Origin of the sequence: Pseudomonas sp. PDM19, assembly GCF_014852215.1 — a bacterium.
In the GTDB taxonomy this organism is placed as follows: domain Bacteria; phylum Pseudomonadota; class Gammaproteobacteria; order Pseudomonadales; family Pseudomonadaceae; genus Pseudomonas.
The window spans coordinates 121,557-147,827 of the sequence record NZ_JACVBG010000004.1; the positions used below are offsets into that span (position 1 = coordinate 121,557).

Consider the following 26,271-nt stretch of genomic DNA (forward strand, 5'->3'; position numbering starts at 1 on the left):
AGATGAATGGATCGACCGTGCTGGTGACGCTGACCTATGGCGATCGCCTGGACTACCTGCAGGAACTGCTGGCGCGCGCCTTCCGCGAAAAGGACATCACCCGCGCCATCGTCGTGAGCAATGCCTCGGTGGCGGAGCTGGACCAGCTGTTCATGCTCTGGCCCAATCGCGTGCAGGTGATCGAACTGGACAGCAACACCGGCTCGGCCAACGGCTATGCCGTGGGCATCGAGGCCGCGCTGAAGACCGGCTGCGATTTCATCTGGCTGATGGATGACGACAACGCGCCGACACCGGGCTCCTTCCCCCTGCTCAAGCAGCGCCTGATCGACTGCGCGCTGCGCCATGGCACCGACAACACCGCCGTGCTGGGCTTCCGTCCGACCCACCAGGCTGACGTCGCCTCCGGCGTGCCGACCCGTTTCATCGCGCCGCCGCGCTCCAGCTACTTCGGTTTCCACGTCCGCCAGCTGCCCTACAAGCTGTGGCGACGCACGCCCTGGGGCAAGCCGAAACCGCGCCCGGCGCAGCCGCTGCTGGAGCTGCCGTTCGCCTACTACGGCGGCCTGCTCGGACATGCCGACCTGTTCCGCCGCATCGGCCTGCCGCGCCGCGACCTGGTGCTCTACGCCGACGACACCGAGTACACCTTCCGCATCGGCGCACTGGGCGGCCACCTCTACCTGGTGCCCGAGGCCGGCCTGGATGACCTGGAGCATTCCTGGAACATCAAGCAGCGCACCGCCAATATCTACGAGACCTACCTGCTCGGCAGCTCCGACCTGCGCGCCTACTACGCCGCGCGCAACCAGGCCTGGTTCGACAAGAACCTGTGGGTCACCTCGCCGCTGATGTACCGCTTCAACCGCTGGGTGTTCATCCGCCTGCTGCACTTCTTTGCCCGCCGCCACGGCCGCGCCAGCCGCCTGGCCCTGCTGCTGCAGGCGATCCGCGATGGCGAGGCCGGCAGCCTCGGCATGAACCGGGCCTACCCGCTATGAGAGTGCTGCTGCTCAACACCCTCTACGCCCCGCACATCGGTGGCGGGGCGGAAGTCATGCTGCAGCACATGGCCGAGGGCCTGCGCGGCCGTGGCCACGACGTGCAGGTGCTTTGCACCGGGCCGGACGCGGGCCTGCAGCGCGAGACGCTGAACGGTGTAACGGTGCTGCGCGCCGGCCTGCGCAATCTCTACTGGCCGTTCGACGGGAACAGCTACGGCCCGTTGAAGCGTCTCGCCTGGCACGGGCTGGACCGCTACAACCGCGGCATGCGCGGTGTGCTGGCGAAGGTGCTGGAAGAGATCGAGCCGGACGTGGTGGTCTGCCACAACCTGTCGGGCTGGTCGATCTCCGCCTGGGATGCGATCCGCGACGCCGGCCTGCCGCTCGTACAGGTCCTTCACGACCAGTACCTGACCTGCCCGCGCGGCGTGCGCTTCCACAAGGGCCGCCACTGCGAGCGGCAGTGCGCATCCTGTGCGCTGCTGCGGCGCTCCCACGCATCGGCTTCCAGCGACGTCGATGCGGTGGTCGGCGTCAGTCGCTACCAGCTCAATGCGCTGCTCGATGCCGGGTATTTCGCCGGCAGCCAGAGCCATGTGGTCTACAACGGCTCGCCGATGGCGGAGGTGCCCGTCGCACCGCCGGCAAGCGGGCGTCGCCCGCTGCGCTTCGGTTTCATCGGCGCGCTGACCCCGAACAAGGGCGTGGAGTGGCTGATCGAGCAGTTCCAGGCACGCGCTGACGATGCCTCGCTACTGATCGCAGGACGGGGCGACGGCGCCTACGTGAACCAACTGAAGTCCCTCGCCGATCCCCAGCGCGTGCACTTCGTCGGCTACCGCAAGGCGGCCGAGTTCTTCAGCGAGATCGATGTCGCCGTAGTGCCCAGCCTGTCCCCGGAATCCTTCGGCCTGGTGGCGCTGGAAGCCTGCGCCCATCACCTGCCGGTGATCGCCTCGCGGATGGGCGGCCTGACGGAAATCGTCCTGGACGAAATCAACGGCCTGCTCTGCTCGCCCGACCACAGCGACTCGCTGGGCGACGCCATCGATCGCCTGGTGCGTGACCCGGCGCTGCGCCAGCGCCTGGCCTCGCGCGCCCGTGAAGTCGTGGCACCGATGCTCAGCGTGGAACGGATGCTCGACGAATACGAAGCCATCCTGCGCCACACCCTGCTTACCCGCGGAGTCCAGCATGGAACTGCAATCCCCGTATCCACGCTTTGAGGTCGACCGCCGCGTGACCTTCGACCGCTCCTTGCTGGCGCTCGGGGTACTGGTGGCCTTGCTGCTGGTGGAGACCTTCAACGGCGCACTGCGCTTCTACACCGACCAGGCCGGCCTGTCGGCCATCGTCTACCTGCCCAAGGTGGCCTGCATCGTCGCGGTGGGCTGGGAACTGTTCACCCGTCCGCAACAGCGCGGGCTGTGGCTGCTGCTGATCCTCGCGGCGGCCTCGCTGCTGCTCGGCCGGCTGCACGGCGCCGAGTTCAAGAGCGGCTTCTTCTCCGTCTTCATCTACGCGCCGCTGCTGTTCGGCCTGCTCTGTGGCCAGTACCTGGAGATGCACCGCAAGGCCGTTGGCTGGATCATCTTCTTCTGCCTGATCGCTTCTCTGCTGGGCATCGCCCTGGACCTCGCCATCAACGTGCCGTGGAAGGGTTACACCTACTCCATGGGCGGCGTCGAGATCAGCGGCAACCGATCCTGGAGCGCCTATGGCCTGGATCGCATCGCCGGCTTCTCGCGGATGTCCTCGAGCCTGGCGATGATGCTGGCGGTGTTCAGCCTGTACCTGGGCTCTTTCCGCCTGACGCTGCCGGTGCGTGGACTGATCTACCTGATAGCGCTGGTCGGTATCGTGCTGACCACCAACAAGTCCTCCGCCGGTGCCTTCTTCTTCGCCCTGCTGGTGATGAGCATCAGCCGCCAGCGCCTGCTGTTCCTGCTGGCCACGCTGCTGGTGGTGCTCGGCGCGCTGGCGCTGCCGCTGTACGGTCTGTACGGCCATGTCGACCCCTACCTGGCCACCGCCACCGGCGACAACCTGATGGGCTCGATGGTCGATCGTCTGGTCAACACCTGGCCGAACCTGATCAAGGTGATGGACTACAACGGCTGGATCTATACCGGCGCCGGGCTGGGCATGACCGGTAGCGCCTATGCGGCCTTCCCGATCTTCGGCGTCGAGCAGCTGGCGGTGGCGGACAATTCGCTGCTCTACCTCTGGTGCCTGTTCGGCGTGGCCGGCGTCGCCCTGTACCTGCTGGCGGTGCCGATGCTGATGCGCCTGCAACGCCAGCCCGGCCGCGAAGCCCGCGCGCTGCTTGGCATCGCCTACTGCATCCTGCTCATCGCCTGGACCAGCGACGTGCTTGAGTCGCCGATCCCCAGCCTGTTCCTCGGCCTGGCCATCGGCCGTGCCCTGCGCCTGCCGGGCGAGACCGCACCACAACCGACGCCGCGCACTCTGCGCCTGCAGGGCGGCATGCTCAGCCTGCTGGCCTGCGCGCTGCTGATCGGCGGCCTGCTGCAATCGCCCAGCAGCCTGGCCAAGGAAGCGCCCGTGGAAAACCTCGGCGCGGCGGAATTCATCGTCGGCGCCAGCACCCACCAGAACATCCGCGCGGGCAATCGCGACGGCATCAATCGCCTGGCCCGCGAGGCCGGCATCCTGTCGTTCCGCGACGATGCCTACTGGTCCAGTGTCGAGCGCGAGCGCGGCGTGCTGTCCATCGACGCCGCCTGGCGCGCACAGCTGCGTAGCACCCGTAGCCTAGGGATAGACACGCTGCTGATCCTGGGCAACGAGAACCAGTTCTACGGCAACGCCAAGCCGCGCGACGACGCCTCCCGCGAGGGCTACCTGCGTTACGTGCGCTACGTGGTGCGCGCGTTCAAGGGGCAGGTCGCCTTCTACGAAGTGTGGAACGAGTGGGACTCGGAAAACGCCACCGACAAGGACTTCAGCGACGACTACCTGACCCTGGTGCGCGCGGCCGCCAAGGTGATCCGCGAGGAAGACCCGCAAGCCAAGGTGCTCGCCGGAGCCGTCACCCTCAAGGGCATCCGCCAGGGCTTCGCCGAGCGCATCGCCGGTGGCGGCGTACTGGATATCGTCGACGGTATCTCGCTGCATCCCTCGGTGTACTGCGAGCGCGAGATGTCCACTCCCGAGGCCTGGCTGAACTGGTTCCAGGGCGTCAACCAGAAGCTGGAAAACGCCGCCGGCAAACCAGTCCCACTGTACTTCACCGAGTTCAGCTGGCCGGCCCACGAAGGCGATTGCGGCATCAGCCGCGAGCGCCAGGCCGCCTACCTGGCCCGCGCCTACGTGCTGGTGCGCAGCCTGCCGAACGTGAAAGGCGCCTGGTGGTACGACCTGGTGGACGACGGCATCGACCGCACGGACATGGAGCACAACTTCGGCCTGCTCACCGCCGGCGGGCAGCCCAAGCCGGCGTACCACGCGATGGCCAGCATTGCCGACATCATCGGTCGCTACCGCTTCGTCGGCCGCGTGCCGAACGAGGACCCGAACGTCTACCTGCTGCGCTTCGCCAAGGCCAGCGAGGAAATCCTGGTGGCCTGGACCCTGGGCCATGAGCAGACCCTGAACATCACCAGCAAGCCCGGCAGCAGCGACACCCTCTGGCGCCTGGACGCCGTCGAAGGGATCGCCCGCCGCGAGGGCCGGCCGGTGCCCTGGCAGTGCCCCGCTGGGGGCGGCGACTGCCAGGCCAGCATCCGCATCGACGCCTCGCCCACCCTGGTGCGCAGCGCGTCGGCCCCGCAACTGTCGTTGCGCTGACTCCATCGCGGAGAACCTTCATGATCGTGATCAACGCGCGCTTCCTCACCCAGCAGGTCAGTGGTGTGCAGCGCTTCGCCGAACAGATTTCGCTGTCGCTGGCGCGGCTGCGCAGCGACCTCCATTTCGTCGCGCCGCCCGGCGAAATCCTCCGCCGGGAAATCGCCAGCCAGCTGAATGTCGAGCAGGTCGGCCGTCGCGACGGGCACCTCTGGGAGCAGATCGACCTGCCGCTGTGGCTGTCCCGTCACGGCCGGCCGCTGCTGGTCTCGCTGTGCAGCACGGCGCCGCTGGCCTATTCGAAGCAGGTCGTCACGCACCACGACATCACCTACGTGCGCCACCCGGAAAGCTTCTCCTGGAAGTTCCGCGCGCTGTACCGCCTGATGATTCCGCTGATGCTGCGTCGCTCGCTGGCACAGGTCACGGTCAGCGAGTTCTCCCGCCAGGAGATCGCCTCGCACTATGGCCTCGATCCCAAGGGCATCCATGTGATCGCCAATGCGGTGTCCGCCGAGTTCTGCACCGGCCTCGAGCCGACCCTGCTCGAACGCCCCTATGTCCTGGCGGTGTCCTCGCCGGCGTCGCACAAGAACTTCTCCCGGCTGATCGAAGCATTCCGCCTGCTCGGCGAGCTGGACGTGGAACTGCGCATCGTCGGCGCCGCCAACCGCAGCTTCGTCGATGCGCAACTGCAGCAGAGCGGGCAGGGCGACCGGGTGCGCTGGCTGGGCCGGCTGGATGACGATCAGCTGATCGAGCAATACCGCAACGCCGCCGTCTTTGCCTTCCCGTCGCTGTACGAAGGTTTCGGCATTCCGCCGCTGGAGGCGCAGGCCTGCGGCTGCCCGGTGGTGGCGGCCAGCAGTGCCTCGATCCCGGAAGTGCTGGGCAACTCGGTGCTGTACTTCGACCCCCTCGATCCGCCTGGCATTGCCGCCGCCCTGCGCCGCGTGCTGCTCGACCACAAGTTGCGTGCCGACCTGCGCCGCCTGGGGCAGGAGAACGTCCTGCGCTACTCCTGGGACATTTCCGCGCTGCGGCTTTCCAGCCTGATCGACTCCTTTCTGACCGAGCGCTCGGACTACCCGGCGCGCTTCGACGCCAAACAGATCGCCAAGCAAGGAGGCAGATCATGAAGGGCATCATCCTCGCCGGTGGCTCCGGCACCCGCCTGCACCCCATTACCCTGGGTGTGTCCAAGCAATTGCTGCCGATCTACGACAAGCCGATGGTGTACTACCCGCTATCGGTGCTGATGCTCGCCGGCATCGACGACATCCTGTTGATCTGCACGCCCACCGACCTGCCGAACTTCCGCGCCCTGCTGGGTGACGGCGAGCAATTCGGCGTGCGCCTGCAGTACGCCGTGCAGCCCTCGCCGGACGGGCTGGCGCAGGCCTTCCTGATCGGTGCGTCATTCATCGGCGACGACTCGGTGTGCCTGGTGCTGGGCGACAACATCTTCTACGGCCAGGGCTTCACCGAAACCCTGCGCGAGGCAGCCGCGCGTACTCGGGGCGCCACCGTGTTCGGCTACCAGGTGGCGGACCCGGCACGCTTCGGCGTGGTCGAGTTCGACGCCGCGGGCCGCGTGCTTTCCATCGAGGAAAAGCCCCGCATGCCGCGCTCTAACTACGCCGTCACCGGCCTGTATTTCTACGACAACCGGGTGGTGGAGATGGCTCGCCAGATACGCCCTTCGGCCCGTGGCGAGCTGGAAATCACCGACATCAACAACCTCTACCTGGAACTGGGTGAACTGCACGTCAGCCTGCTGGGTCGCGGGTTCGCCTGGCTGGACACCGGCACCCACGAATCGCTGATGGAGGCAGGTCATTTCGTGCAGACCATCGAGGAACGCCAGGGATTGAAGGTCGCCTGCCTGGAGGAAATCGCCTTCCAGCAGGGCTGGCTCAGTGAGAGCCGGCTGGCCCTGCAGGCCGAGCGCCTGAGCAAGACCGGCTATGGCCGCTACCTGCAGCAACTGCTGCTGGACAAGCGACAGTGAACCCGCACCCGGCGAGCCCGTGGAGGGCTGGCCGGCACTGCGCCCGATAACGGACTGCGATGCAGCGGCGCCAGGAGCGACGCCGGCAGTCGTGAGGTCATCATGCCCAACAAGACGAAAGGAATTCTGCGTGCGCACCAGTCACTCATCTCGCTGGCGCACCGCCTGAGCGACATCCTGGTGATCGTGCTCACCGGGGTCGTGCTGCTCGGTGCTGGCAATGGCGTGCTGGATGCACAGATCTGGGTCTCGGTGCTGCTCTGCGTGATGCTGTTCCATTGGCTCGGCGAGCTGAACCAGCTCTACGGCTCCTGGCGTGGCGAGTCGCTGCTGCGGGAGTCGCTGAGCGTCACCCTGTACTGGTCGCTGGCGTTCTTCGCCGTGCTGCTGCTGGACATCTCGCTGCGCCACGTGGAGCTGGAAGAACCCCGGCGCCTGGGCTGGTTCGCCGCGGCGCTGCTGATCATGGGCGGCTACCGGCTGGCGATCCGCATGCTGCTGCGCGTCGCCCGCCGCCACGGCTTCAACAGCCGCAACGTGGCCATCTACGGCACTGGCGAAGTCGGCGCGCGACTGGCCGAGACCATCCTCGCCGCGCCCTGGATGGGCCTGCGCCTGGTCGGCTTCTACGACGACCGCCCGCAGCAGATGGAACTGGGCGAACGGGTACCGGTAAAAGGCGATCGCCTGGCGCTGATCGAGGCCGCCCGCTCGGGGCAGATCGACAAGGTCTACCTGACCCTGCCGCTGTCGCGCGAGCCGCTGCTCAACGAGCTGATCCGCGAGCTCTCCGACACCACGGTGTCGGTCTACCTGATCCCCGACCTGTTCATGTTCGACCTGCTGCACGCGCGCAGCGAGAGCATCAACGGGCTGGCCACCATCAGCATCTTCGACACGCCCATGGACGGCCCCAACGCCGTGCTCAAGCGCATCGAGGACGTGGTGCTGGCCTCGCTGATCCTGCTGCTGATCGCCGTGCCCATGCTGTTCATCGCGGTGGCCGTGAAGCTCACTTCGCGCGGCCCGGTGCTGTTCCGCCAGACCCGCTACGGCATGGACGGTCGGCCCATCCGCGTCTGGAAGTTCCGCAGCATGACGGTCATGGAGGACGGCGCCGCCGTCACCCAGGCCTCGCGCAACGATTGCCGCATCACCCCGCTGGGCGCCTTCCTGCGGCGCACTTCGCTGGATGAATTGCCACAGTTCTTCAACGTCTTGCTCGGCGACATGTCCGTGGTCGGCCCACGCCCCCACGCCGTGGCGCACAACGAGCAATACCGGCGTCAGGTCAGCCGTTACATGCTGCGTCACAAGGTCAAGCCAGGCATTACCGGCTGGGCCCAGGTGAACGGCTGGCGTGGCGAAACAGACACCCTGGAGAAGATGCAGAAGCGCATCGAGTTCGATCTGGACTACATCGAGAACTGGTCCGTCTGGTGGGACCTGAAGATCGTCTTGCTGACCCTGTTCAAGGGTTTCGTACACCGCAATGCCTATTGAGTTTCCACACAAGCTTCAAGGAAGGATTGCCATGAAAAACCTGCTCGCTTTCAGCTTTGTAGTCGGCAGTCTGGCGCTACAAGGCTGCGTGTTCTCCCCCGGTCAGCACATGACGGATTCCGATATCCAACGCGAGGCACAGAAAGAGGGGATGAACATCACCCTCGTGCCCATCACGCCCCAGGTGCTGCAACGCCAGGAGGCCGCGTTCGCCGCCCAACCCGGTGTGCCCGCAGAATTGCTGAACTACCGCCCGCCGCAGGAGGACTACGTGATCGGCGGCGGCGATGTGCTGCTGGTCACCGTCTGGGACCACCCGGAGCTGACCAGCCCCGGCTCCACCCAGCAGATGGAAGCCAACGGTCGCGTGGTCGGCGCCGACGGCAACATCTTCTTCCCCTATGCCGGCGTGGTGCGCGCGCAAGGGCAGACCCCGGCGCAGTTGCGCACGAGCCTGGCCCGGCGGCTGGCGAACAAGGGCATCGTCGACCCGCAGGTGGACGTCACCGTGTTGCGCTATGCCAGCCAGCACGTGGTGCTTTCCGGGGCCTTCCAGAACGGCGGGCAGGTCGAGTTGAACAACACGCCGACCACCCTGGTGCAGGCGGTCAGCAAGGCGGGGGTGGTCACCGGGGAAGCGGACTTGTCCGGCCTGGTCCTCAAGCGTGATGGCCGCGAGTACGTGCTCGACGTCGACGCCTTGAACCGCTCCGGTTCGACCCTGACCGGCATCTACCTGAAGAACGGCGACCAGATCCACCTGCCCTACAACGACCGCAAGAAAGTCTACGTGGTCGGTGAAGTGGAACGTCCGCAGGTGGTCACCTATCGCACCACCGGTCTGTCCCTGCTGGAAGTGCTCGGCAACGCCGGCGGCCTGGCCCCGGAAACCTCCGACGGCGACTCGGTCTACGTGATCCGTGGCAACCCGGAACCGGTCGCCGGCACCGCGCCGGGGACCTTCCAGGCGCAGGTCTTCCACCTGGAAGCCAAGCGCCCGACCGCCTACGCCCTGGCTAAGGAATTCGCCATGCAGCCGCAGGACGTGGTGTTCATCGGCCCGGCCAACATCACCCGCTGGAACCGCTTCATCAGCCAGCTGCTGCCATCGGCCAACTTCATCGGCACCAGCGCCGCCGTCGGCGGCAACTGATCGCGACCGCACTCTCCGGCAATGCCCGCGGCGTTGGGAAATTTCCTACCGCTGCGGGCGGATCGCTGGAATCGACTCCGCACCGTGTGGTGGCCATCATCGCCGCCATCGTGTGCAGGGACGCACCACTCCTAGGCGGGCTCCACTCCGCCGCTCTCCTTTGGGACCTTCCCCTAGCACAGGGTCCCGAACCCGCCCGCGTTGCAGCGCTGGCGGGTTTTTTTTGTCTGGCGTTCGGCAGCTCGGGCCTGGTCCTTACGCCGCTTCCTATTGATCAGTCATTTCACACGAACTAGGTACCTCCTCAGGGAGGCGGCGCCGGGCAGTCGGCGTGCTACCATATATTCCCAAAAGAAATTACATAGTAATAATTAATTCTTTTTTGATTTATAGAGCTTCTTTTATCGTGGCCCCCAGCGTTGCCGTGACAGCGAAAGGGGAATGGCGGTTATCCGCCAGGATGAAGGGGGCTCGTGGCGGTTTTCCGCTGATTTTTCTGAAGGAATTTGCTTGCAGATCGTTCCGAGTGTCGGAAATGGCGGGCGTGTCAGGCAGGTAAGGCCGGTTGGCCTGGGGATTGCCTAGCCACTGACGCATGCCCCGCGCATTGCCACAACAACAAGACACGAGATCCGATCCATGCCATTCCATTCTTCTGCTGCCCTCCCGCCTGCTTGCCTGCGCTCGATCCCCGCATAGGGGAGCGCCGAACACCGCCGAATTACCGCATGCCGAGCGTGCCTGACACGCCATGGCCGCTGCTTGCCGTTCGGTCGGGCTCCGCTGGAGCCAGTGGTCGCCTTGAATGGCCTGCTTTCCAAGATCAATAAAATGGGGAAATTCCAATGAAACGCCGCACTCTCACGCAATCGAGCCTCGCGCTCGCCATCGCTGCCGCAGGCCTCGCCCAATCCGCCGTCGCCGGTGGCTTCATCGAAGACAGCAAGGCCAACCTGACCCTGCGCAACTTCTACATCAACACCGACAACCGCAACGGCACCGCCGAGCCGAGCAAGCAGGAAGAGTGGGGCCAGGGCTTCCTGCTCAACTACACCTCCGGCTTCACCGAAGGCACCGTGGGCTTCGGCGTCGACGCCCTGGGCCTGCTGGGCGTGCGCCTGGACAGTGGCAAGGGCACACATTACAACCCGACCAGCTCGAGTTTTTCCGGTACTGTCTTCCCCACCGATGGTGACGGTCGCGCGGTCGACGATTTCTCCCACCTGGGCGCCACCGGCAAGGTGAAGGTTTCCAGCACCGTGCTGCAGTACGGCACCCTGCTGCCCAAGCTGCCGGTCGTGACCTACAACGACGGTCGCCTGCTGCCGCAGACCTTCGAGGGTGGCCAGGTCACCTCGAACGAGTTCAAGGACCTGACCCTGCTCGGCGGTCAGCTGGAGCACATGAAGGGCCGCAGCTCCAGCAACAACGAGGGGCTGTCCATCGCCGGCGCCAACAACGCGCGCACCGGCGAGTTCGTCAACAAGTTCTACTACGGCGGCGCCGACTACAAGCTGACCAAGGACCTGACGCTGCAGTACTACTACGGCAACCTGCAGGACTTCTACAAACAGCACTTCCTCGGCCTGCAGCACAACTGGGCAATCGGCCCGGGCGTGCTCAAGAGCGACCTGCGCTACTTCCACAGCAGCGATGACGGCAAGAACGGCCACGACAAGAACTTCTACACCAGCGGTTACTACGGCAACGGCGTGACCAAGGGTGAAGTCGACAACCGCGCCTGGAGCGGCTTGTTCACCTACACCGTCAGCGGCCACAGCTTCGGCGCCGGCTACCAGCAGCTCAGCGGCGACAGCGACTTCCCGTTCATCAACAACGGCGACGGCGCCACTGCCTACCTGATCACCGACGTGCAGATCGGCAAGTTCCTGCGCGCCGGCGAGCGCACCTGGCAGGTCCGTTACGGCTACGACTTCGCCCAGGCCGGCCTGCCGGGCCTGACCTTCCAGACCCTGTACCTGCACGGCGACAACATCGACACCAAGTACGGCGACAAGAGCGAGTGGGAGCGTGATATCTCCCTGGCCTACGTGATCCCGGATGGCACCTTCAAGGGCCTGGGCTTCACCTGGAAGAACGCTGCGCTGCGCAGCGGCCTGCCGGCCGGTACTACCGCAGGCTCGCCTGCCCAGCGTGACCAGGACGAGAACCGCCTGATCGTCAGCTACACCATCCCGCTGCTGTAACCTTCCGCGGGCTGAACAAGAGCCGCCGTCCTCGTCAGAGGCGGCGGCTTTTTCGTGGGTGGCCGGCGCGGCCTGCGGCCGGTGAAAAAACCTTGCCCCAATCGGTGTTCGGCTATCCGGCTTCGGATGTTTCTCCTTCATTTCAATCGCGACGTATGAGCCGCTGATTTTTCCGACGTGAGCCTGGTCAAGGATCGCGCAACAGGTGCCGCCCCTGGCGGCTATTTCCTTCGTGCCGACGGACCTTCTCTTATCGTGGCGACGGTCGCGCGGACCCGGGGAAAGGCGTTGAGCACGCCCTCCGGTGATGGGGCGACGCAGCGGATGCTGCCCGGCGCGTGCCTCGATGATGCAGTGCGGTGGGCCATCAGCGGAGCGGCAAGGCGGCGCAGACCGCCTATCCGGACTCCCGGGCTGGCGTCGTTTCCCGTCCTCTCCCCACCGTCGTGATCAGGACTGCCGTCATCGCACCGAGCACTGCGCCCGTTGCCGATGGCGCGCTCACGAAGATGTGATGGGGAACCGTAATGCATTACCGCACACTCAAGCTTTCGACTCTGGCCGCGGCGATTGCCGCCACGGGTATCGCCCAGGCCGCTTTGGCCGATGGCTTCATCGAAGACAGCAAGGCCAGCCTGGGCCTGCGCAACTTCTACATCAATCAGGACAACCGCAACGGCTCCGCCGCGCCGAGCAAGCAGGAGGAGTGGGGGCAGGGCTTCCTGCTCAACTACGCCTCAGGTTTCACCCAGGGCACGGTGGGTTTCGGTGTCGATGCGCTCGGTCTGCTGGGCGTGAAACTCGATAGCGGCAAGGGCAAGCAGTACAACCCGGACAGCAGCAACCTGGGCGGCATCGTCTTCCCCACCGACAGCGATGGTCGTGCGGTGGATGACTTCGCCAGCCTGGGGCTGACCGCCAAGGCCAAGGTTTCGCAGACCGAACTGCGCTATGGCACCCTGCAGCCCAAGCTGCCGGTGGTGACCTACAACGACGGTCGCCTGTTGCCCCAGACCTTCAGCGGTGGGCAGGTTACATCCAACGAGTTCAAGGACCTGACCTTCGTTGCCGGCCAGCTGGAGCACATGAAAGGTCGTAACTCGAGCAACTCCGACCAGGGGCTGTCGATCGCCGGGGCGAACGCCGGTGGCAAGTCGCAATTCGCCCAGTACAGCAACAAGTTCTACTACGGCGGCGCGGACTACCGGATCAACGAAGACACCACCGTCCAGTACTACTACGGCAACCTGAAGGATTTCTACAAGCAGCACTTCCTCGGCCTGCAGCACAACTGGGATGTCGGTGTCGGCACACTGAAGAGCGACCTGCGCTACTTCCACAGCAGCAGCGATGGCAAGAACGGCAGCCATGATCCGTTTTATTCCACCACCGGCTACTACGGTAGCGGTGTGACCCGTGGCGAGGTGGACAACCAGGCCTTCAGCGGCCTGTTCACCTACAACCTGCAGGGCCACAGTTTCGGAATCGGGCACCAGAGCCTCTCTGGCGACAGCGACTTCCCGTTCATCAACGACGGCGATGGTGCTTCGTCCTACCTGATCACCGATTCGCAGATCGGCAAGTTCCAGCATGCCGGCGAGCGGACCTGGCTGGCGCGCTACGGCTATGATTTCGCCGCCCTGGGTGTGCCCGGCCTGAACTTCCAGACCGTCTACCTGCGTGGCGACAGTATCGACACCGCCTACGGCAAGCAGACCGAGTGGGAGCGCGACATCAGCCTGGGCTACACCATCCAGGACGGCCCGCTGAAGAACCTGGGCGTGGCCTGGAAGAACGCTTCGCTGCGCAGCGGCTTGCCGGCGGCCAGCACGCCGGGCTCCGCCAGCCAGCGTGACCAGGATGAGAACCGCCTGATCGTCAGCTACAGCATTCCGCTGCTGTAACGCTGCGACTTCTGTAGGAGCGGGCCACGCCCGCGATCCGTGAGCAGGGTCCACGGGCCGCTGGTATCAGGGAGGCGCGGACTTTGTCCGCGGTCACGGGCGTGGCCCGCTCCTGCAGGTTTCGGGCAATGAAAAAGGCCGTCGTTCCGGTGGGAGCGACGGCCTTTTTGTCTGCAGCGGATCAGCGCTTCTGCGGCGCCGGTTGCTGCTGGGTGATGCAGTGGATATTGCCGCCGCCCAGCAGGATCTCGCGGCCCGGCACCATGACGATCTCGTGCTCGGGGAAGATGCGCTTCAGGGTGGCTTCGGCCTCGGCGTCCGCCGGGTCGTCGAAGCGCGGGGCGATGATGCCGCCGTTGACGATCAGGAAGTTGACGTAGGAGCCGGCCAGGCGGATCGACGGATCGCGCGGCTGGGTGCCGATTACCAGGTCGATGCCTTCGCACTCGGCTTGGGTCGCGTGGATCGGGCCGGGGATGATGATCTTGTGCACGGTCAGTTGGCGGCCCTTGGCGTCACGGGCAGATTCCAGCACGCGCATGGCGGCCTGGCAGCGCTCGTAGTTCGGGTCGTTCTGGTCTTCGGTCCAGGCCAGCAGCACTTCGCCGGGGCGCACGTAGCAGCAGAAGTTGTCGACGTGGCCGTCGGTCTCGTCGTTGAACAGGCCGTCCGGCAGCCAGATCACGGTGTCGATGGCCAGGTGTTCGCGCAGCACGGCCTCGATCTCTTCGCGGCTCATGTGCGAGTTGCGGTTGTGGTTGAGCAGGCATTCCTCGGTGGTGATCAGGGTGCCTTCGCCGTCCACGTGGATCGAGCCGCCCTCCAGCACGAAGCCTTCGGTGCGATAGCCGTCGGTGCGCTCGATGCCGAGGATCTTGCTCGCCACCTGGTCGTCGCGGTGCCAGGGGAAGTACAGGCCGCCTTCCAGGCCGCCCCAGGCGTTGAAGGTCCAGTCCACGCCGCGCACGTCGCCCTGGTCGTTGATGACGAAGGTCGGGCCGGTGTCGCGCACCCAGGCGTCGTCGTTGCTGATTTCCACCACGCGGATGTTGGCCGCGTCGGCCAGCTGGGCGCGGGCGTTCTCGTACTGGCCGGCGGAGACGCCGATGGTCACCGGCTCGAAGCGGGCGATGGCGCGGGCTACGGCGCTGAACGCGGCCTGCGCGGGCTTGCCGCCCAGGCGCCAGTTGTCCGGACGCTCGGGCCAGACCATCCAGGTCTGGGTCTGGGGTTCCCATTCCGCCGGCATGCGGAAGCCATCGGCGCGGGGAGTGCTGGTCAGCGTGGTCATGGGGCGGTCCTTGGTCAGTGCTTCGTGGAAGGGGCGAGCCGATAGCCCTCGATGGGTATCGCTGCGCTCCGCCCATCCTACGGAGGGGGTTGTGTCATTCGGGAGATCGTCGCCGGTAGCGCCGCAAGAGCGGTCCAGTATAGGCCGCCAGTCACTGCCTCGCGTCAGGACTCTCCCAGGGTGGGAGAATTTATATCCGATAAAAATCGGTTTATGAAGGGCGATTAAGAAATAATCTGCCCATTCATCGGGATATTAATCGGATAAAAATCGATTATTTCAGCGGCGAGGGACGCTTCGGCAGGCAGGGTGGCAGGTACAGCGACAGGTAGGCATCGATCACCCGCATGCCTTCTTCGGCCAGGCGCCCGGTGATCTGCCCATGGCGCTGCACGGAGAGGGCGTAGACGCGGTCGCCCAGCTCGATGGCCAGGCTGAAGACCTCGATGTCCTGCGGTAGCGGCGGCAGCTCGAAGTGGCGTTCGAACAGTTCGCGCATGGCCTGGCCGAGTTGCACGTCGTGCTGGCTGTCGGCCTGGGTGACTTCGGCGAGGCCGTGGCTGGCGAGGATCAGCTGGCGCGCAGCGGCGTCTTCGGCGTAAACGGCCAGGGTGCGCTGCTCGACCAGTCGTGCGAGGTCGCGCCAGTCGCGCAGGGCGGCGTGGTCGACGGGCTGTTCCAGGCAGGCTCGGAAGGCGGCGTGGACGTCGCTGGTCAGCCCTTGCAGCAGGGCCGGCACGCTGGGGAAGAAGTGGTAGACGGAGGAGGGCGGGATGTCCGCGCGCTCGGCTACCGCGTAGATCGACAGCCCCGCCGCGCCACTCTCGGCCAGCAGGGCGCGGGCAGCCTCGAGGATCACGGCGATGCGTGCCTGGCTGCTGGCGCGGGGCTTGCGAGTGGGAGAGGGTGCGGGCATGACGACCTCCGGAGCTGGGCGGCTATTGGACGCCAGCTCCGGGGTGCTCGGCAAGTCAGCTGCCGCCGTCGCGCAGCTTGGCCCAGACGTCGGTGATCACCGGGGCAGTCTTCTCCGGCGCGGTTTCCAGGGCGAACAGGCGACGCTTGGTCTCCTGGTCCGGGTACAGACCCGGCTGGTCGCGCAGGGCGGCGTCGAGGAACTGCGCGGAGTCCTTGTTGCCGTTGGGGTAGAGGGTGGCGGCAGTGATCTGCGCGGCGACCTTGGGCTGCATCAGGTAGTCGATGAACTTGAGCGCCAGGTCCGGGTGCTCGGATGCGCTGGGGATCACCAGGTTGTCGATGAACAGCACCGAGCCTTCCTGCGGTACCACGAAGCGCACCGGCTGGCCGGCGTTGGCCGCGCCCAGGGCGTCGCCGACCCAGGCCATGGCGACGCACAGCTTGCCGGCATTGAGGTCCTGGATGTAGCGCTCGCTGTCGATGTAGCGCAGGTTCGGGCGCAGCTGCGCGAGTACCTCGCCGGCGCGGCGAATCTGTGACGGCGCACTGCGGGCAAAGTTGCGGCCCTGGTAGTTCATCAGCACCGAGAAGGCTTCATCCGGCGCGTCCAGCAGGCTCATGCCGCAGGCCTTCAGGCGCTGGCTCTGCTGCGGGTCGAACAGGATGCTCCAGCTGTCGGGCAGCTTGCCGCCGTAGGCCTTCTCCGCTTCGGGTTCGTTGATCGCCAGGCCCACGGCGCCCCACAGGTAGGGCACGGCGTGCTGGTTGTTGGGGTCGACGGCGGCCAGCTTGCTCAGCAGCTGGGTGTCGAGGTGGCTGCGGTTGGGCAGCTTGCTGAAGTCCAGCGCCTGGATGCGCTTGTCGCGGATCAGCGCCGGCAGGTCGTTGTGCGAGGGCACCGCGACGTCGAACTTCTCGCCGCTCTCCAGGGCCTTCTTGACCTCTTCGGCGGTGCTGTAGGTCGTGTACTCGACCCGGATGCCGGTGTCCTTCTCGAAGTCCTTGAGCACTTCGGGGGCGATGTAGTCGTTCCAGTTGTAGACGCGGATGACCTGGTCGGCCCAGGCGGACAGCGGGCACAACAGCATCAGAATCAAGGCGTACAGGCGTGGCATTGGCGATCTCCCTGAATGAACCACGTAATCAGCGGATGCGGCATTCATTCGCCGCTCGATAGCGCGACAGCAAAGACACGACAGACGCGATGCACGCCCGGACAGGCGGATGGAGACATCGCGGGCAGGAAGGAACGACGGATGTGACTCGCTGCGGCGCCCCTCCTCGCCGTTGCGATGTCGCAGTTCCCCGGGTGTGCCAGAGGCACAAGGAAACGCCGGCACGAGGGCCGGCGTTTCGTTTACCACTTATACGGTGTGCAAGTACCAGTTGTACTCGAGGTCGGAGATCGAATACTCGAACTCCTGCATCTCATGCTCCTTGCACGCGACGAAGATGTCGATGTACTCGGGGCTGATGTACTTGTTCATCACGTCGCTGTCGTCCAGCTCGCGCAGGGCATCGCGCAGGTTGTTCGGCAGGCTCTGTTCCAGCTGCTCGTAGGCGTTGCCTTCGATCGGCGCGCCCGGCTCGACCTTGTTGGTCAGGCCGTGGTGGACGCCGGCCAGTACCGCCGAGAGCAGCAGGTACGGGTTGGCGTCGGCTCCAGCGACGCGGTGCTCCAGGCGCACCGCTTCCGGCGCTCCGGTCGGCACGCGCAGGGCGACGGTACGGTTGTCCAGGCCCCAGCTCGGCGCGTTCGGCACGAAGAAGGCCGAACCGAAACGGCGGTACGAGTTGACGTTCGGGCAAAGGAACGCCATCGACGCCGGCAGGGTCTCGAGCACACCGCCGATCGCGTGGCGCAACGCGGCGTTCTGCTCGGGATCCTCGCTGGTGAAGATGTTCTTGCCGTCCTTGTCGAGCAGCGAGACGTGGACGTGCAGACCGTTGCCTGCCTGACCCGGGTAGGGCTTGGCCATGAAGGTCGAGTCCATCTCGTGGTCGTAGGCGACGTTCTTGATCAGGCGCTTGAGCAGGACTGCGTAGTCGCAGGCCTTCAGGGCGTCGTCAACGTGGTGCATGTTGACTTCGAACTGGGCCGGGGCGCTTTCCTTGACGATGGCGTCGGCCGGAATGCCCTGGGCGCGGGCGCCGTCGATGATGTCCTGCAGGCAGTCGGCGTACTCGTCGAGGTCGTCGATGGAGTAGACCTGGACCGATTGCGGACGCTTGCCGGAGATCGGCGAGCGCGGCGGCTGCGGACGGCCGTTCACGTTCTCCTGGTCGATCAGGTAGAACTCGAGCTCGAAGGCCGCGACGATGGTCAGACCGATGTCGGTGAACTTCTGTACGACCTGACGCAGCACCTCACGCGGGTCGGCGAAGAACGGCGTGCGTTCTTCCATCTCGTGCATGGTCATCAGCAGCTGCGCGGTCGGGCGCTTCTGCCAGGGTTCCATGGAGAGGGTGTTGGGGATTGGGAAACAGACGCGATCCGCGTCGCCAATGTCCAGGCCGAGGCCGGTGCTTTCTACGGTGGAGCCGGTAATGTCGAGAGCGAAGAGAGAGGCGGGGAGGTTGATGCCCTTCTCATAGACTTTGGGCAGGTTGGTGCGTTCGATGCGCTTGCCGCGGACCACACCATTCATGTCTGCAATAAGGAGGTCGACGAATTGGACCTCGGGGTGTTCCTTCAGGAACTCACTCGCTTCTTCGAGCGACACGGCACTCTGGGGTACCGACATGATGTAACACCTTTATTGTTAAAAATTTCAATCATTCGAAAGCTGAGGTGTGAGTCAATCCGAATTGGCAAGGGTTGTCAATGTCGCACCAAAGTGGGGCGCACCTGTCGTGATGGGCCGTTTTTGGGGCGTTTCAAGCCGCTTTTGATGAGCGGAGAGCCTTTGGTGGCGGGCTGTTCAGTGGGGCGTGTTTGATTTTTTACATGGCTATTGTGTAAAAAAATGAACAAGGCTAAGCTCGGCCTCAAGCCCATAACACTTACAAACACGGGTGTCCCATGTCTCGCCTGCCGTTAATCGGCGTGTCCGCCTGCATCAAGCAGATCGCATCCAAACCCTACCATGTTGCTGGCGACAAATACCTCAGAGCGCTGATCTCCGGGGCCTCGGGCATTCCTTTGATCATTCCCTCCCTGGGCGATGCCATCGACCAGGAAGACATGTTGGCCGCGTTCGACGGCCTGCTCTTCACAGGCTCGGCGTCGAACGTCGAACCCCATCATTATAGTGGCTCCGCCAGCATTGCAGGCACCCCTCATGATCCCGAGCGCGACAGTACGACGCTGCCGCTGATTCGCCGCGCCGTCGCGGCCGGGATTCCGGTGCTGGGCATCTGCCGCGGCTTCCAGGAAATGAACGTCGCCTTTGGCGGTTCGCTGCACCAGAAAGTGCACGAAGTCGAAGGCTTGATGGACCACCGCGAACCCGCGGGTGAGCCGATCGAAATCCAATATGGTCTGCGGCACGTCGTCGACGTGCAGCCGGGCGGCGTTTTCGCCGGTATCGGGCTACCCTCGCAGTTCCAGGTCAACTCTATTCACGGCCAGGGCGTTGATCGTCTGGCGCCCGGCCTTCGTGTAGAAGCTCTGGCGCCTGACGGGTTGGTTGAAGCCTTCTCCGTCGAAGGTGCGGCCTTTGCCGTCGGGGTGCAGTGGCACCCGGAGTGGCAGGTCGAAACGAACCCCAACTATCTCGCTATCTTCCAGGCATTCGGCAAAGCCTGCAGCAAGAGGGCGGGGAACCGCTGAGTCCGGCGTTGGGGCCGGGCTCTCAAACCCTGAGGTCTTTATGACTAGCAAGTTAGACCAGCTCAGTGGCTGGTTGAAAGAACGCAAGATCACCGAAGTGGAATGCATGATCGCCGACCTGACCGGGATTGCCCGGGGCAAGATCGCGCCGACCGCGAAATTCCTCAACGAGAAGGGCATGCGCCTGCCGGAGAGCGTTCTCCTGCAGACCGTGACCGGTGATTACGTCGAAGACGACATCTATTACGACCTGCTGGACCCGGCCGACATCGATATGGTCTGCCGCCCGGACGAGAATGCCGTGTTCCTCGTCCCCTGGGCCATCGAGCCGACTGCGATGGTCATCCACGACACCTACGACAAGCTGGGCAACCCCATCGAGCTGTCGCCGCGCAACGTGCTCAAGCGCGTTCTCCAGCTGTACGCCGACAAGGGCTGGAAACCGATCGTGGCGCCGGAGATGGAGTTCTACCTGACCAAGCGCAGCGACGACCCCGACTACCCGCTGCAGGCTCCGATCGGCCGTTCCGGTCGCCAGGAGACCGGTCGCCAGTCCTTCTCCATCGACGCGGCGAACGAATTCGACCCGCTGTTCGAGGACATGTACGACTGGTGCGAACTGCAGGGCCTGGATCTGGACACCCTGATCCATGAAGAAGGCACCGCGCAGATGGAGATCAACTTCCGTCACGGCGATGCCCTGGACCTGGCCGACCAGATCGTGGTGTTCAAGCGCACCATGCGCGAGGCCGCCCTCAAGCACAACGTCGCCGCCACCTTCATGGCCAAGCCGATGACCGGCGAGCCGGGCAGTGCCATGCACCTGCACCAGAGCATCGTCGACCTCAAGACCGGCAAGAACATCTTCTCCAACGCCGACGGCAGCATGAGCGAGCTGTTCCTGCACCACATCGGCGGTCTGCAGAAGCTGATCCCCGAGGCGTTGCCGCTGTTCGCGCCGAACGTCAACTCGTTCCGCCGCTTCCTGCCCGATACCTCGGCGCCAGTGAACGTGGAGTGGGGCGAGGAGAACCGTACCGTGGGCCTGCGCGTACCGGATTCCACCCCGGACAACCGCCGCGTGGAGAACCGCCTGGCCGGCGCCGACGCCAACCCTTACCTGGCCCTGGCGGCCAGCCTGCTGTGCGGCTACATCGGCATGGTCGAAGGCCTCAAACCCAGTGCCCAGGTCAAAGGCCGTGGCTACGAACGGCGTAACCTGCGCCTGCCGCTGACCATCGAAGCCGCCCTGGAGTGCATGGAAGGCAGCAAGACCCTGGAGAAATACCTGGGTGACAAGTTCATTCGGGGCTACGTTGCGGTGAAGCGCGCCGAGCACGAGAACTTCAAGCGAGTAATCAGTTCCTGGGAGCGTGAGTTCCTTCTGCTTTCTGTCTGATCGGCGTGGGGGCCGGCGCGTGGCCGGGCCCCGTGTTTCTTAGAGAAGAGGTTTTATCAAGATGACTAACCAGACCAGCGCCAACACCCAACACTGGCAGGCGCTCAGCCGCGATCACCACCTGGCTCCGTTCACCGACTACAAGCAGCTGAACGAGAAGGGTGCGCGCATCATCACCAAGGCCGAAGGCGTATACCTGTGGGACAGCGAGGGCAACAAGATCCTCGACGGCATGGCTGGCCTGTGGTGCGTGAACGTCGGCTACGGTCGCAAGGAACTTGCTGAAGTCGCCTACAAGCAGATGCAGGAACTGCCCTACTACAACCTGTTCTTCCAGACCGCCCACCCGCCGGTGCTGGAGCTGTCCAAGGCTATCGCCGACATCGCCCCCGAAGGCATGAACCACGTGTTCTTCACCGGCTCGGGCTCGGAGTCCAACGACACCGTGCTGCGCATGGTTCGCCACTACTGGACCATCAAGGGTCAGCCGCAGAAGAAAGTGGTCATCGGCCGCTGGAACGGCTACCACGGCTCCACCGTCGCCGGCGTCAGCCTGGGCGGCATGAAGGCGCTGCACGAGCAGGGTGACCTGCCGATCCCCGGCATCGAGCACATTGCCCAGCCGTACTGGTTCGGCGAAGGCGGCGACATGGACCCGGAAGAGTTCGGCGTCTGGGCGGCCGAGCAACTGGAGAAGAAGATTCTCGAAGTCGGCGAAGACAAGGTCGCCGCCTTCATCGCCGAGCCCCTGCAGGGCGCGGGCGGCGTGATCATTCCGCCGAAAACCTACTGGCCGAAGATCCGCGAGATCCTCGCCAAGTACGACATCCTGTTCATCGCCGACGAAGTCATCTGCGGCTTCGGCCGTACCGGCGAATGGTTCGGCAGCCAGTACTTCGGCAACGCCCCGGACCTGATGCCGATCGCCAAGGGCCTGACCTCCGGCTACATCCCCATGGGCGGCGTGATCGTTCGTGACGAGATCGTCCATACCCTGAATGAGGGTGGGGAGTTCTACCACGGCTTCACTTACTCTGGTCACCCGGTAGCCGCTGCGGTGGCGCTGGAGAACATCCGAATCCTGCGGGAAGAGAAGATCGTCGAGCGTGTGAAGAACGAAACGGCACCGTATTTGCAACAGCGCTGGCAAGAGCTGGCCGACCATCCCCTGGTAGGCGAAGCCCGCGGGGTAGGCCTGGTGGCAGCACTGGAGCTGGTGAAGAACAAGAAGACCCGCGAGCGCTTCGAAGGCAAGGGTGTCGGGATGCTGTGCCGCGAGCACTGCTTCCGCAACGGTCTGATCATGCGCGCGGTGGGAGACACTATGATTATCTCGCCGCCGCTGGTGATCGAGAAATCGCAGATCGATGACCTGATCACCCTGGCGCGCAAGTGCCTCGATCAAACCGCCGCAGCCGTTCTGTCTTGAGTCTTTCACCGGACCTTTGACAGACTGCGCCTGTGCGTTGGCCAGGCTCACCGGGTGGTGACGGAAGGAGATGTCCACGCCACCCGGAACATCAAAAAAACAAACGGAGCTACCCGCATGTTCAAGACCTTCGGCAAATCCCTGCTCGCTGTAACGCTGGCAGGCGCTGTGGCTGGTATGGCGCAGGCAGATGACAAGGTGCTGCACGTCTACAACTGGTCGGACTACATCGCGCCGGACACGGTCGACAAGTTCACCAAGGAAACCGGAATCAAGGTCGTCTACGACGTCTACGACAGCAACGAAGTGCTGGAAGCCAAGCTGCTGGCCGGCAAGTCGGGCTACGACATCGTGGTGCCGTCCAACTCCTTCCTGGCCAAGCAGATCAAGGCCGGCGTGTACACGCCGCTGGACAAGTCCAAGCTGCCGAACTGGAAGAACCTGAACCCGGACATCATGAAGACGCTGGAAATCAGCGACCCGGGCAACCAGTACGCGATCCCCTACATGTGGGGCACCATCGGCATCGGCTACAACCCGGACAAGGTCAAGGCCGCGCTGGGCGACAACGCCCCGGTGGACTCCTGGGACCTGGTGTTCAAGCCGGAAAACATCCAGAAGCTGAAGGCCTGCGGCGTGAGCTTCCTCGATTCGCCGACCGAAATGCTGCCGGCTGCCCTGCACTACCTGGGCTACAAGCCCGATAGCCAGGACCCGAAAGAACTCAAGGAAGCCGAAGCGCTGTTCCTGAAGATTCGCCCGTACGTCTCCTACTTCCACTCCTCCAAGTACATCTCCGATATCGCCAACGGCAACATCTGCGTGGCTATCGGTTACTCGGGTGACGTGTACCAGGCCAAGTCCCGCGCTGAAGAAGCCAAGAACAAGGTCACTGTGAAGTACAACATTCCGAAGGAAGGTGCTGGCGCGTTCTTCGACACCGTCGCCATTCCGAAGGATGCCGAGAACCAGGAAGCCGCGCTGAAGTGGATCAACTTCCTGCTCGAGCCGGCGGTCATGTCCGAGATCACCAACGTCGTGCAGTTCCCGAACGGCAACGCCGCAGCCACCCCGATGGTGAGCGAGGCGATCCGCAACGACCCGGGCGTGTATCCGACTCCGGAAACCATGAAGAAGCTGTACGCCTTCCCGGACCTGCCGGCGAAGACCCAGCGTCTGATGACCCGCAGCTGGACCACCATCAAGTCCGGCAAGTAATCGGGTAATCGCTGTCGCCTGGCGCGCCAGCGGATGGTCCGGACAGCGGCGGGGGAGTGCGCTCCCTCGCCCGCTACCGGTAGCAACAAACAGCTTCCATCGGTGGAATGGCTGCGCAAGCCCCGGCGCTCTCGTGCTGTAAAGGGTTCGGCGCTATCCACGGACCGGCCGTCGAAACCCCGGCAGCAACCGACTGAAGTAGTCAAAAACAACGAGAGGACTCACGTGTGCGCATTCCCTTCCGCAGAACCCTGATCGCTGCAGTCTCCGTCTTCGGCCTGACTTCGCTGGCCCAGGCGGAACAGACCGTCCACATCTACAACTGGTCGGACTACATCGGTGAAACCACCCTCGCCGATTTCGAGAAGGAAACCGGTATCAAGCCGGTGTACGACGTCTTCGACTCCAACGAAACCCTGGAAGGCAAGCTGCTGGCCGGTCGTACCGGCTACGACGTGGTCGTGCCGTCCAACCACTTCCTCGGTCGCCAGATCAAGGCCGGCGCGTTCCAGAAGCTGGACAAGAGCCAGCTGCCGAACTGGTCGAACCTCGATCCGCACCTGATGAAGCAGCTCGAGGCCAACGACCCGGGCAACCTGTACGGCGTGCCGTACCTGTGGGGCACCAACGGCATCGGCTACAACGTCGAGAAGGTCAAGGCCGTGCTGGGTGTCGACACCATCGATTCGTGGGCCGTCCTCTTCGAGCCCGAGAACATGAAGAAGCTCAGCCAGTGCGGCGTCGCCTTCCTTGATTCGGGCGACGAGATGATGCCGGCTGTGCTCAAGTACATGGGGCTGGACCCCAACAGCACCAACCCGGATGACTACAAGAAGGTGGAGGACAAGCTGATGAAGGTGCGTCCGTACGTCACCTACTTCCACTCCTCCAAGTACATCTCCGACCTGGCCAACGGCAACATCTGCGTTGCGGCCGGTTTCTCCGGTGACGTGTTCCAGGCCGCCAACCGCGCCAAGGAAGCCGGCAAGGGCGTGAACATCGCCTACGCCATTCCCAAGGAAGGCGCCAACCTCTGGTTCGACATCCTCGCCGTGCCGAAGGATGCCTCCAACCCGAAGGCGGCCCACGCGTTCATCAACTACCTGCTCAAGCCCGAAGTGATCGCCAAGGTCAGCGATTACGTCGGTTACGCCAACCCGAACCCCAAGGCTGGCGAATTCATGGATGAGTCCGTGCGCAACAATCCTGAGGTGTACCCATCCCAGGAGGTTCTCGACAAACTCTTCGTGCAGCATGAGCTGCCGCCGAAGATCCTGCGCCTCATGACCCGTTCCTGGACCAAGATCAAGTCGGGCAAGTAAGACGGTTTTCCCCAAATCCGTCCGCGCGGGCACGGAGCGTCGCAGGGCCCCTCGAAAGGCCCGGCGGCGCACGTAAACTGCGCCAGCCCTGTAATACCAAGCATGCCCGGCCGCGGGGGCCGGGCCTCTATGATTTGGGAGTTGTGGTAATGGCAATAGCCTCCGGTGCCTACAAGAAAGCCTTGAGTGGCGACCAGAAGCCTAAAGAGGTTCTGGTAAAAATCGACCGGGTCAGCAAGCAGTTCGACGAAACGCTGGCTGTGGACAGCGTGTCCCTGGACATCAAGAAAGGCGAAATCTTCGCCCTGCTGGGTGGTTCGGGTTCGGGCAAGTCGACCCTGCTTCGCATGCTGGCTGGTTTCGAGCGTCCCACTGAAGGTCGCATCTTCCTCGATGGCCAGGACATTACCGACCTGCCGCCCTATGAGCGGCCGATCAACATGATGTTCCAGTCGTACGCCCTGTTCCCCCACATGAGCGTGGCGCAGAACATCGCCTTCGGCCTGAAGCAGGACGGTCTGCCCAAGGCGGAGATCGACAAGATCGTCGACGAGATGCTCAAGCTCGTGCAGATGACCCAGTACGCCAAGCGCAAGCCGCACCAGCTTTCTGGCGGCCAGCGTCAGCGCGTGGCCCTGGCCCGCTCCCTGGCCAAGCGTCCGAAGCTGCTGCTGCTCGACGAACCCATGGGCGCGCTGGACAAGAAACTGCGTTCGCAGATGCAACTGGAACTGGTGGAGATCATCGAGCGCGTGGGCGTGACCTGCGTGATGGTGACCCACGACCAGGAAGAGGCCATGACCATGGCCCAGCGCATTGCCATCATGCACCTGGGTTGCATCGAGCAGATCGGCAGCCCGATGGACATCTACGAGACGCCGGCCAGCCGCCTGATCTGCGAGTTCATCGGCAACGTCAACCTGTTCGACGGCGAGATCGTCGAGGACCTGCAGGACCACGCGGTCATCGCCTGCCCGCAGCTGGAAAACCCGATCTACATCGGCCACGGCATCAGCACCCGTGCCGAGAACAAGCGCATGACCTACGCACTGCGTCCTGAAAAGGTCATGGTCACTGCGCAGAAGCCGGAAAACCTCGAGCACGAAGGCTTCAACGTCGCCCAGGGCACCGTCCACGACATCGCCTACCTGGGCGGTCACTCGGTGTACTACATCAAGCTGGCCTCCGGCTTCATCGTCCAGGCCTTCATGGCCAACGCCGAGCGCCACGTCGCGCGCCCGACCTGGGACCAGCCGGTTTACATCAGCTGGTACGACGACAGCGGTGTGGTACTGCAATCATGAACATCAGCAAATCGCTCATGAAACGC

At 64.2% G+C, this 26,271-nt stretch carries 19 protein-coding genes; 15 read left to right on the top strand and 4 right to left on the bottom strand.

The annotated features are described in order from the left end of the window. The first annotated feature begins 2 nt into the window (after nucleotides 1–2). From IB273_RS22860 to IB273_RS22900, 9 genes are all read left to right on the top strand, one after another. Nucleotides 3–1,001: a glycosyltransferase gene (locus IB273_RS22860; RefSeq protein ID WP_081515225.1), complete on the top strand. Its 999-nt coding sequence runs from the start codon at nucleotides 3–5 to the stop codon at nucleotides 999–1,001. Beyond that, entirely contained in the window at nucleotides 998–2,230 is a 1,233-nt protein-coding gene (locus tag IB273_RS22865) for a glycosyltransferase family 4 protein (RefSeq protein ID WP_192225100.1), read from the top strand. Before IB273_RS22860 ends, IB273_RS22865 begins: the two co-directional genes overlap by 4 nt. Next, nucleotides 2,199–4,814 (top strand): GH39 family glycosyl hydrolase, encoded by a 2,616-nt coding sequence (locus IB273_RS22870; RefSeq protein ID WP_192225101.1) that lies wholly within the window; start codon nucleotides 2,199–2,201, stop codon nucleotides 4,812–4,814. The genes IB273_RS22865 and IB273_RS22870 overlap by 32 nt, the downstream gene beginning before the upstream one ends. A gap of 20 nt (nucleotides 4,815–4,834) precedes the next feature. Further along, nucleotides 4,835–5,953 carry a glycosyltransferase family 4 protein gene (locus tag IB273_RS22875; protein ID WP_192225102.1) on the top strand — a complete coding sequence of 373 codons (1,119 nt, stop codon included), beginning with the start codon at nucleotides 4,835–4,837 and terminating at the stop codon, nucleotides 5,951–5,953. Then, nucleotides 5,950–6,825, top strand: coding sequence for a glucose-1-phosphate thymidylyltransferase RfbA (gene rfbA / locus IB273_RS22880; RefSeq protein WP_081515229.1), 876 nt, complete (start codon nucleotides 5,950–5,952; stop codon nucleotides 6,823–6,825). Before IB273_RS22875 ends, rfbA begins: the two co-directional genes overlap by 4 nt. A gap of 102 nt (nucleotides 6,826–6,927) precedes the next feature. Next, complete coding sequence (locus tag IB273_RS22885; protein ID WP_081515230.1) at nucleotides 6,928–8,328, top strand: undecaprenyl-phosphate glucose phosphotransferase; 1,401 nt, start codon at nucleotides 6,928–6,930, stop codon at nucleotides 8,326–8,328. 31 nt (nucleotides 8,329–8,359) lie between these two features. Then, nucleotides 8,360–9,481, top strand: coding sequence for a polysaccharide biosynthesis/export family protein (locus tag IB273_RS22890; RefSeq protein ID WP_192225103.1), 1,122 nt, complete (start codon nucleotides 8,360–8,362; stop codon nucleotides 9,479–9,481). Between the two features lie 845 nt (nucleotides 9,482–10,326). Further along, nucleotides 10,327–11,688: an OprD family porin gene (locus IB273_RS22895; protein WP_081515232.1), complete on the top strand. Its 1,362-nt coding sequence runs from the start codon at nucleotides 10,327–10,329 to the stop codon at nucleotides 11,686–11,688. A gap of 527 nt (nucleotides 11,689–12,215) precedes the next feature. Then, nucleotides 12,216–13,592 carry an OprD family porin gene (locus IB273_RS22900; RefSeq protein WP_192225104.1) on the top strand — a complete coding sequence of 459 codons (1,377 nt, stop codon included), beginning with the start codon at nucleotides 12,216–12,218 and terminating at the stop codon, nucleotides 13,590–13,592. Nucleotides 13,593–13,773: 181 nt separating this feature from the next. On the opposite strand, the gene aguA is transcribed toward IB273_RS22900, so the two are convergent. From aguA to IB273_RS22920, 4 genes are all read right to left on the bottom strand, one after another. Next, nucleotides 13,774–14,883, bottom strand: coding sequence for an agmatine deiminase (gene aguA / locus IB273_RS22905; RefSeq protein ID WP_192225105.1), 1,110 nt, complete (start codon nucleotides 14,881–14,883; stop codon nucleotides 13,774–13,776). A 274-nt stretch (nucleotides 14,884–15,157) separates the two neighbouring features. Next, nucleotides 15,158–15,799, bottom strand: a complete 642-nt coding sequence (locus IB273_RS22910; RefSeq protein ID WP_081515235.1) for a TetR/AcrR family transcriptional regulator — start codon at nucleotides 15,797–15,799, stop codon at nucleotides 15,158–15,160. Between the two features lie 55 nt (nucleotides 15,800–15,854). Beyond that, on the bottom strand, nucleotides 15,855–16,916 hold the full coding sequence (locus IB273_RS22915; protein WP_081515236.1) for a polyamine ABC transporter substrate-binding protein: 1,062 nt from the start codon (nucleotides 16,914–16,916) through the stop codon (nucleotides 15,855–15,857). Between the two features lie 249 nt (nucleotides 16,917–17,165). Beyond that, nucleotides 17,166–18,545 carry a glutamine synthetase family protein gene (locus IB273_RS22920; RefSeq protein WP_024762139.1) on the bottom strand — a complete coding sequence of 460 codons (1,380 nt, stop codon included), beginning with the start codon at nucleotides 18,543–18,545 and terminating at the stop codon, nucleotides 17,166–17,168. A 278-nt stretch (nucleotides 18,546–18,823) separates the two neighbouring features. Between IB273_RS22920 and IB273_RS22925 the strand changes: the two genes are divergently transcribed. From IB273_RS22925 to IB273_RS22950, 6 genes are all read left to right on the top strand, one after another. Further along, on the top strand, nucleotides 18,824–19,573 hold the full coding sequence (locus IB273_RS22925; protein ID WP_081515237.1) for a gamma-glutamyl-gamma-aminobutyrate hydrolase family protein: 750 nt from the start codon (nucleotides 18,824–18,826) through the stop codon (nucleotides 19,571–19,573). Between the two features lie 40 nt (nucleotides 19,574–19,613). Further along, nucleotides 19,614–20,972 carry a glutamine synthetase family protein gene (locus tag IB273_RS22930; RefSeq protein ID WP_081515238.1) on the top strand — a complete coding sequence of 453 codons (1,359 nt, stop codon included), beginning with the start codon at nucleotides 19,614–19,616 and terminating at the stop codon, nucleotides 20,970–20,972. Between the two features lie 61 nt (nucleotides 20,973–21,033). After that, the gene (locus tag IB273_RS22935) at nucleotides 21,034–22,401 is read left to right on the top strand and encodes an aspartate aminotransferase family protein (RefSeq protein WP_045215532.1); all 1,368 of its coding nucleotides are present in this window, start codon (nucleotides 21,034–21,036) and stop codon (nucleotides 22,399–22,401) included. 117 nt (nucleotides 22,402–22,518) lie between these two features. Next, nucleotides 22,519–23,619 (top strand): polyamine ABC transporter substrate-binding protein, encoded by a 1,101-nt coding sequence (locus IB273_RS22940; protein WP_081515239.1) that lies wholly within the window; start codon nucleotides 22,519–22,521, stop codon nucleotides 23,617–23,619. 251 nt (nucleotides 23,620–23,870) lie between these two features. Then, nucleotides 23,871–24,941 carry a polyamine ABC transporter substrate-binding protein gene (locus IB273_RS22945; protein ID WP_225594893.1) on the top strand — a complete coding sequence of 357 codons (1,071 nt, stop codon included), beginning with the start codon at nucleotides 23,871–23,873 and terminating at the stop codon, nucleotides 24,939–24,941. A gap of 149 nt (nucleotides 24,942–25,090) precedes the next feature. Then, on the top strand, nucleotides 25,091–26,245 hold the full coding sequence (locus IB273_RS22950; protein WP_081515241.1) for an ABC transporter ATP-binding protein: 1,155 nt from the start codon (nucleotides 25,091–25,093) through the stop codon (nucleotides 26,243–26,245). The last annotated feature ends 26 nt before the right edge of the window (nucleotides 26,246–26,271 follow it).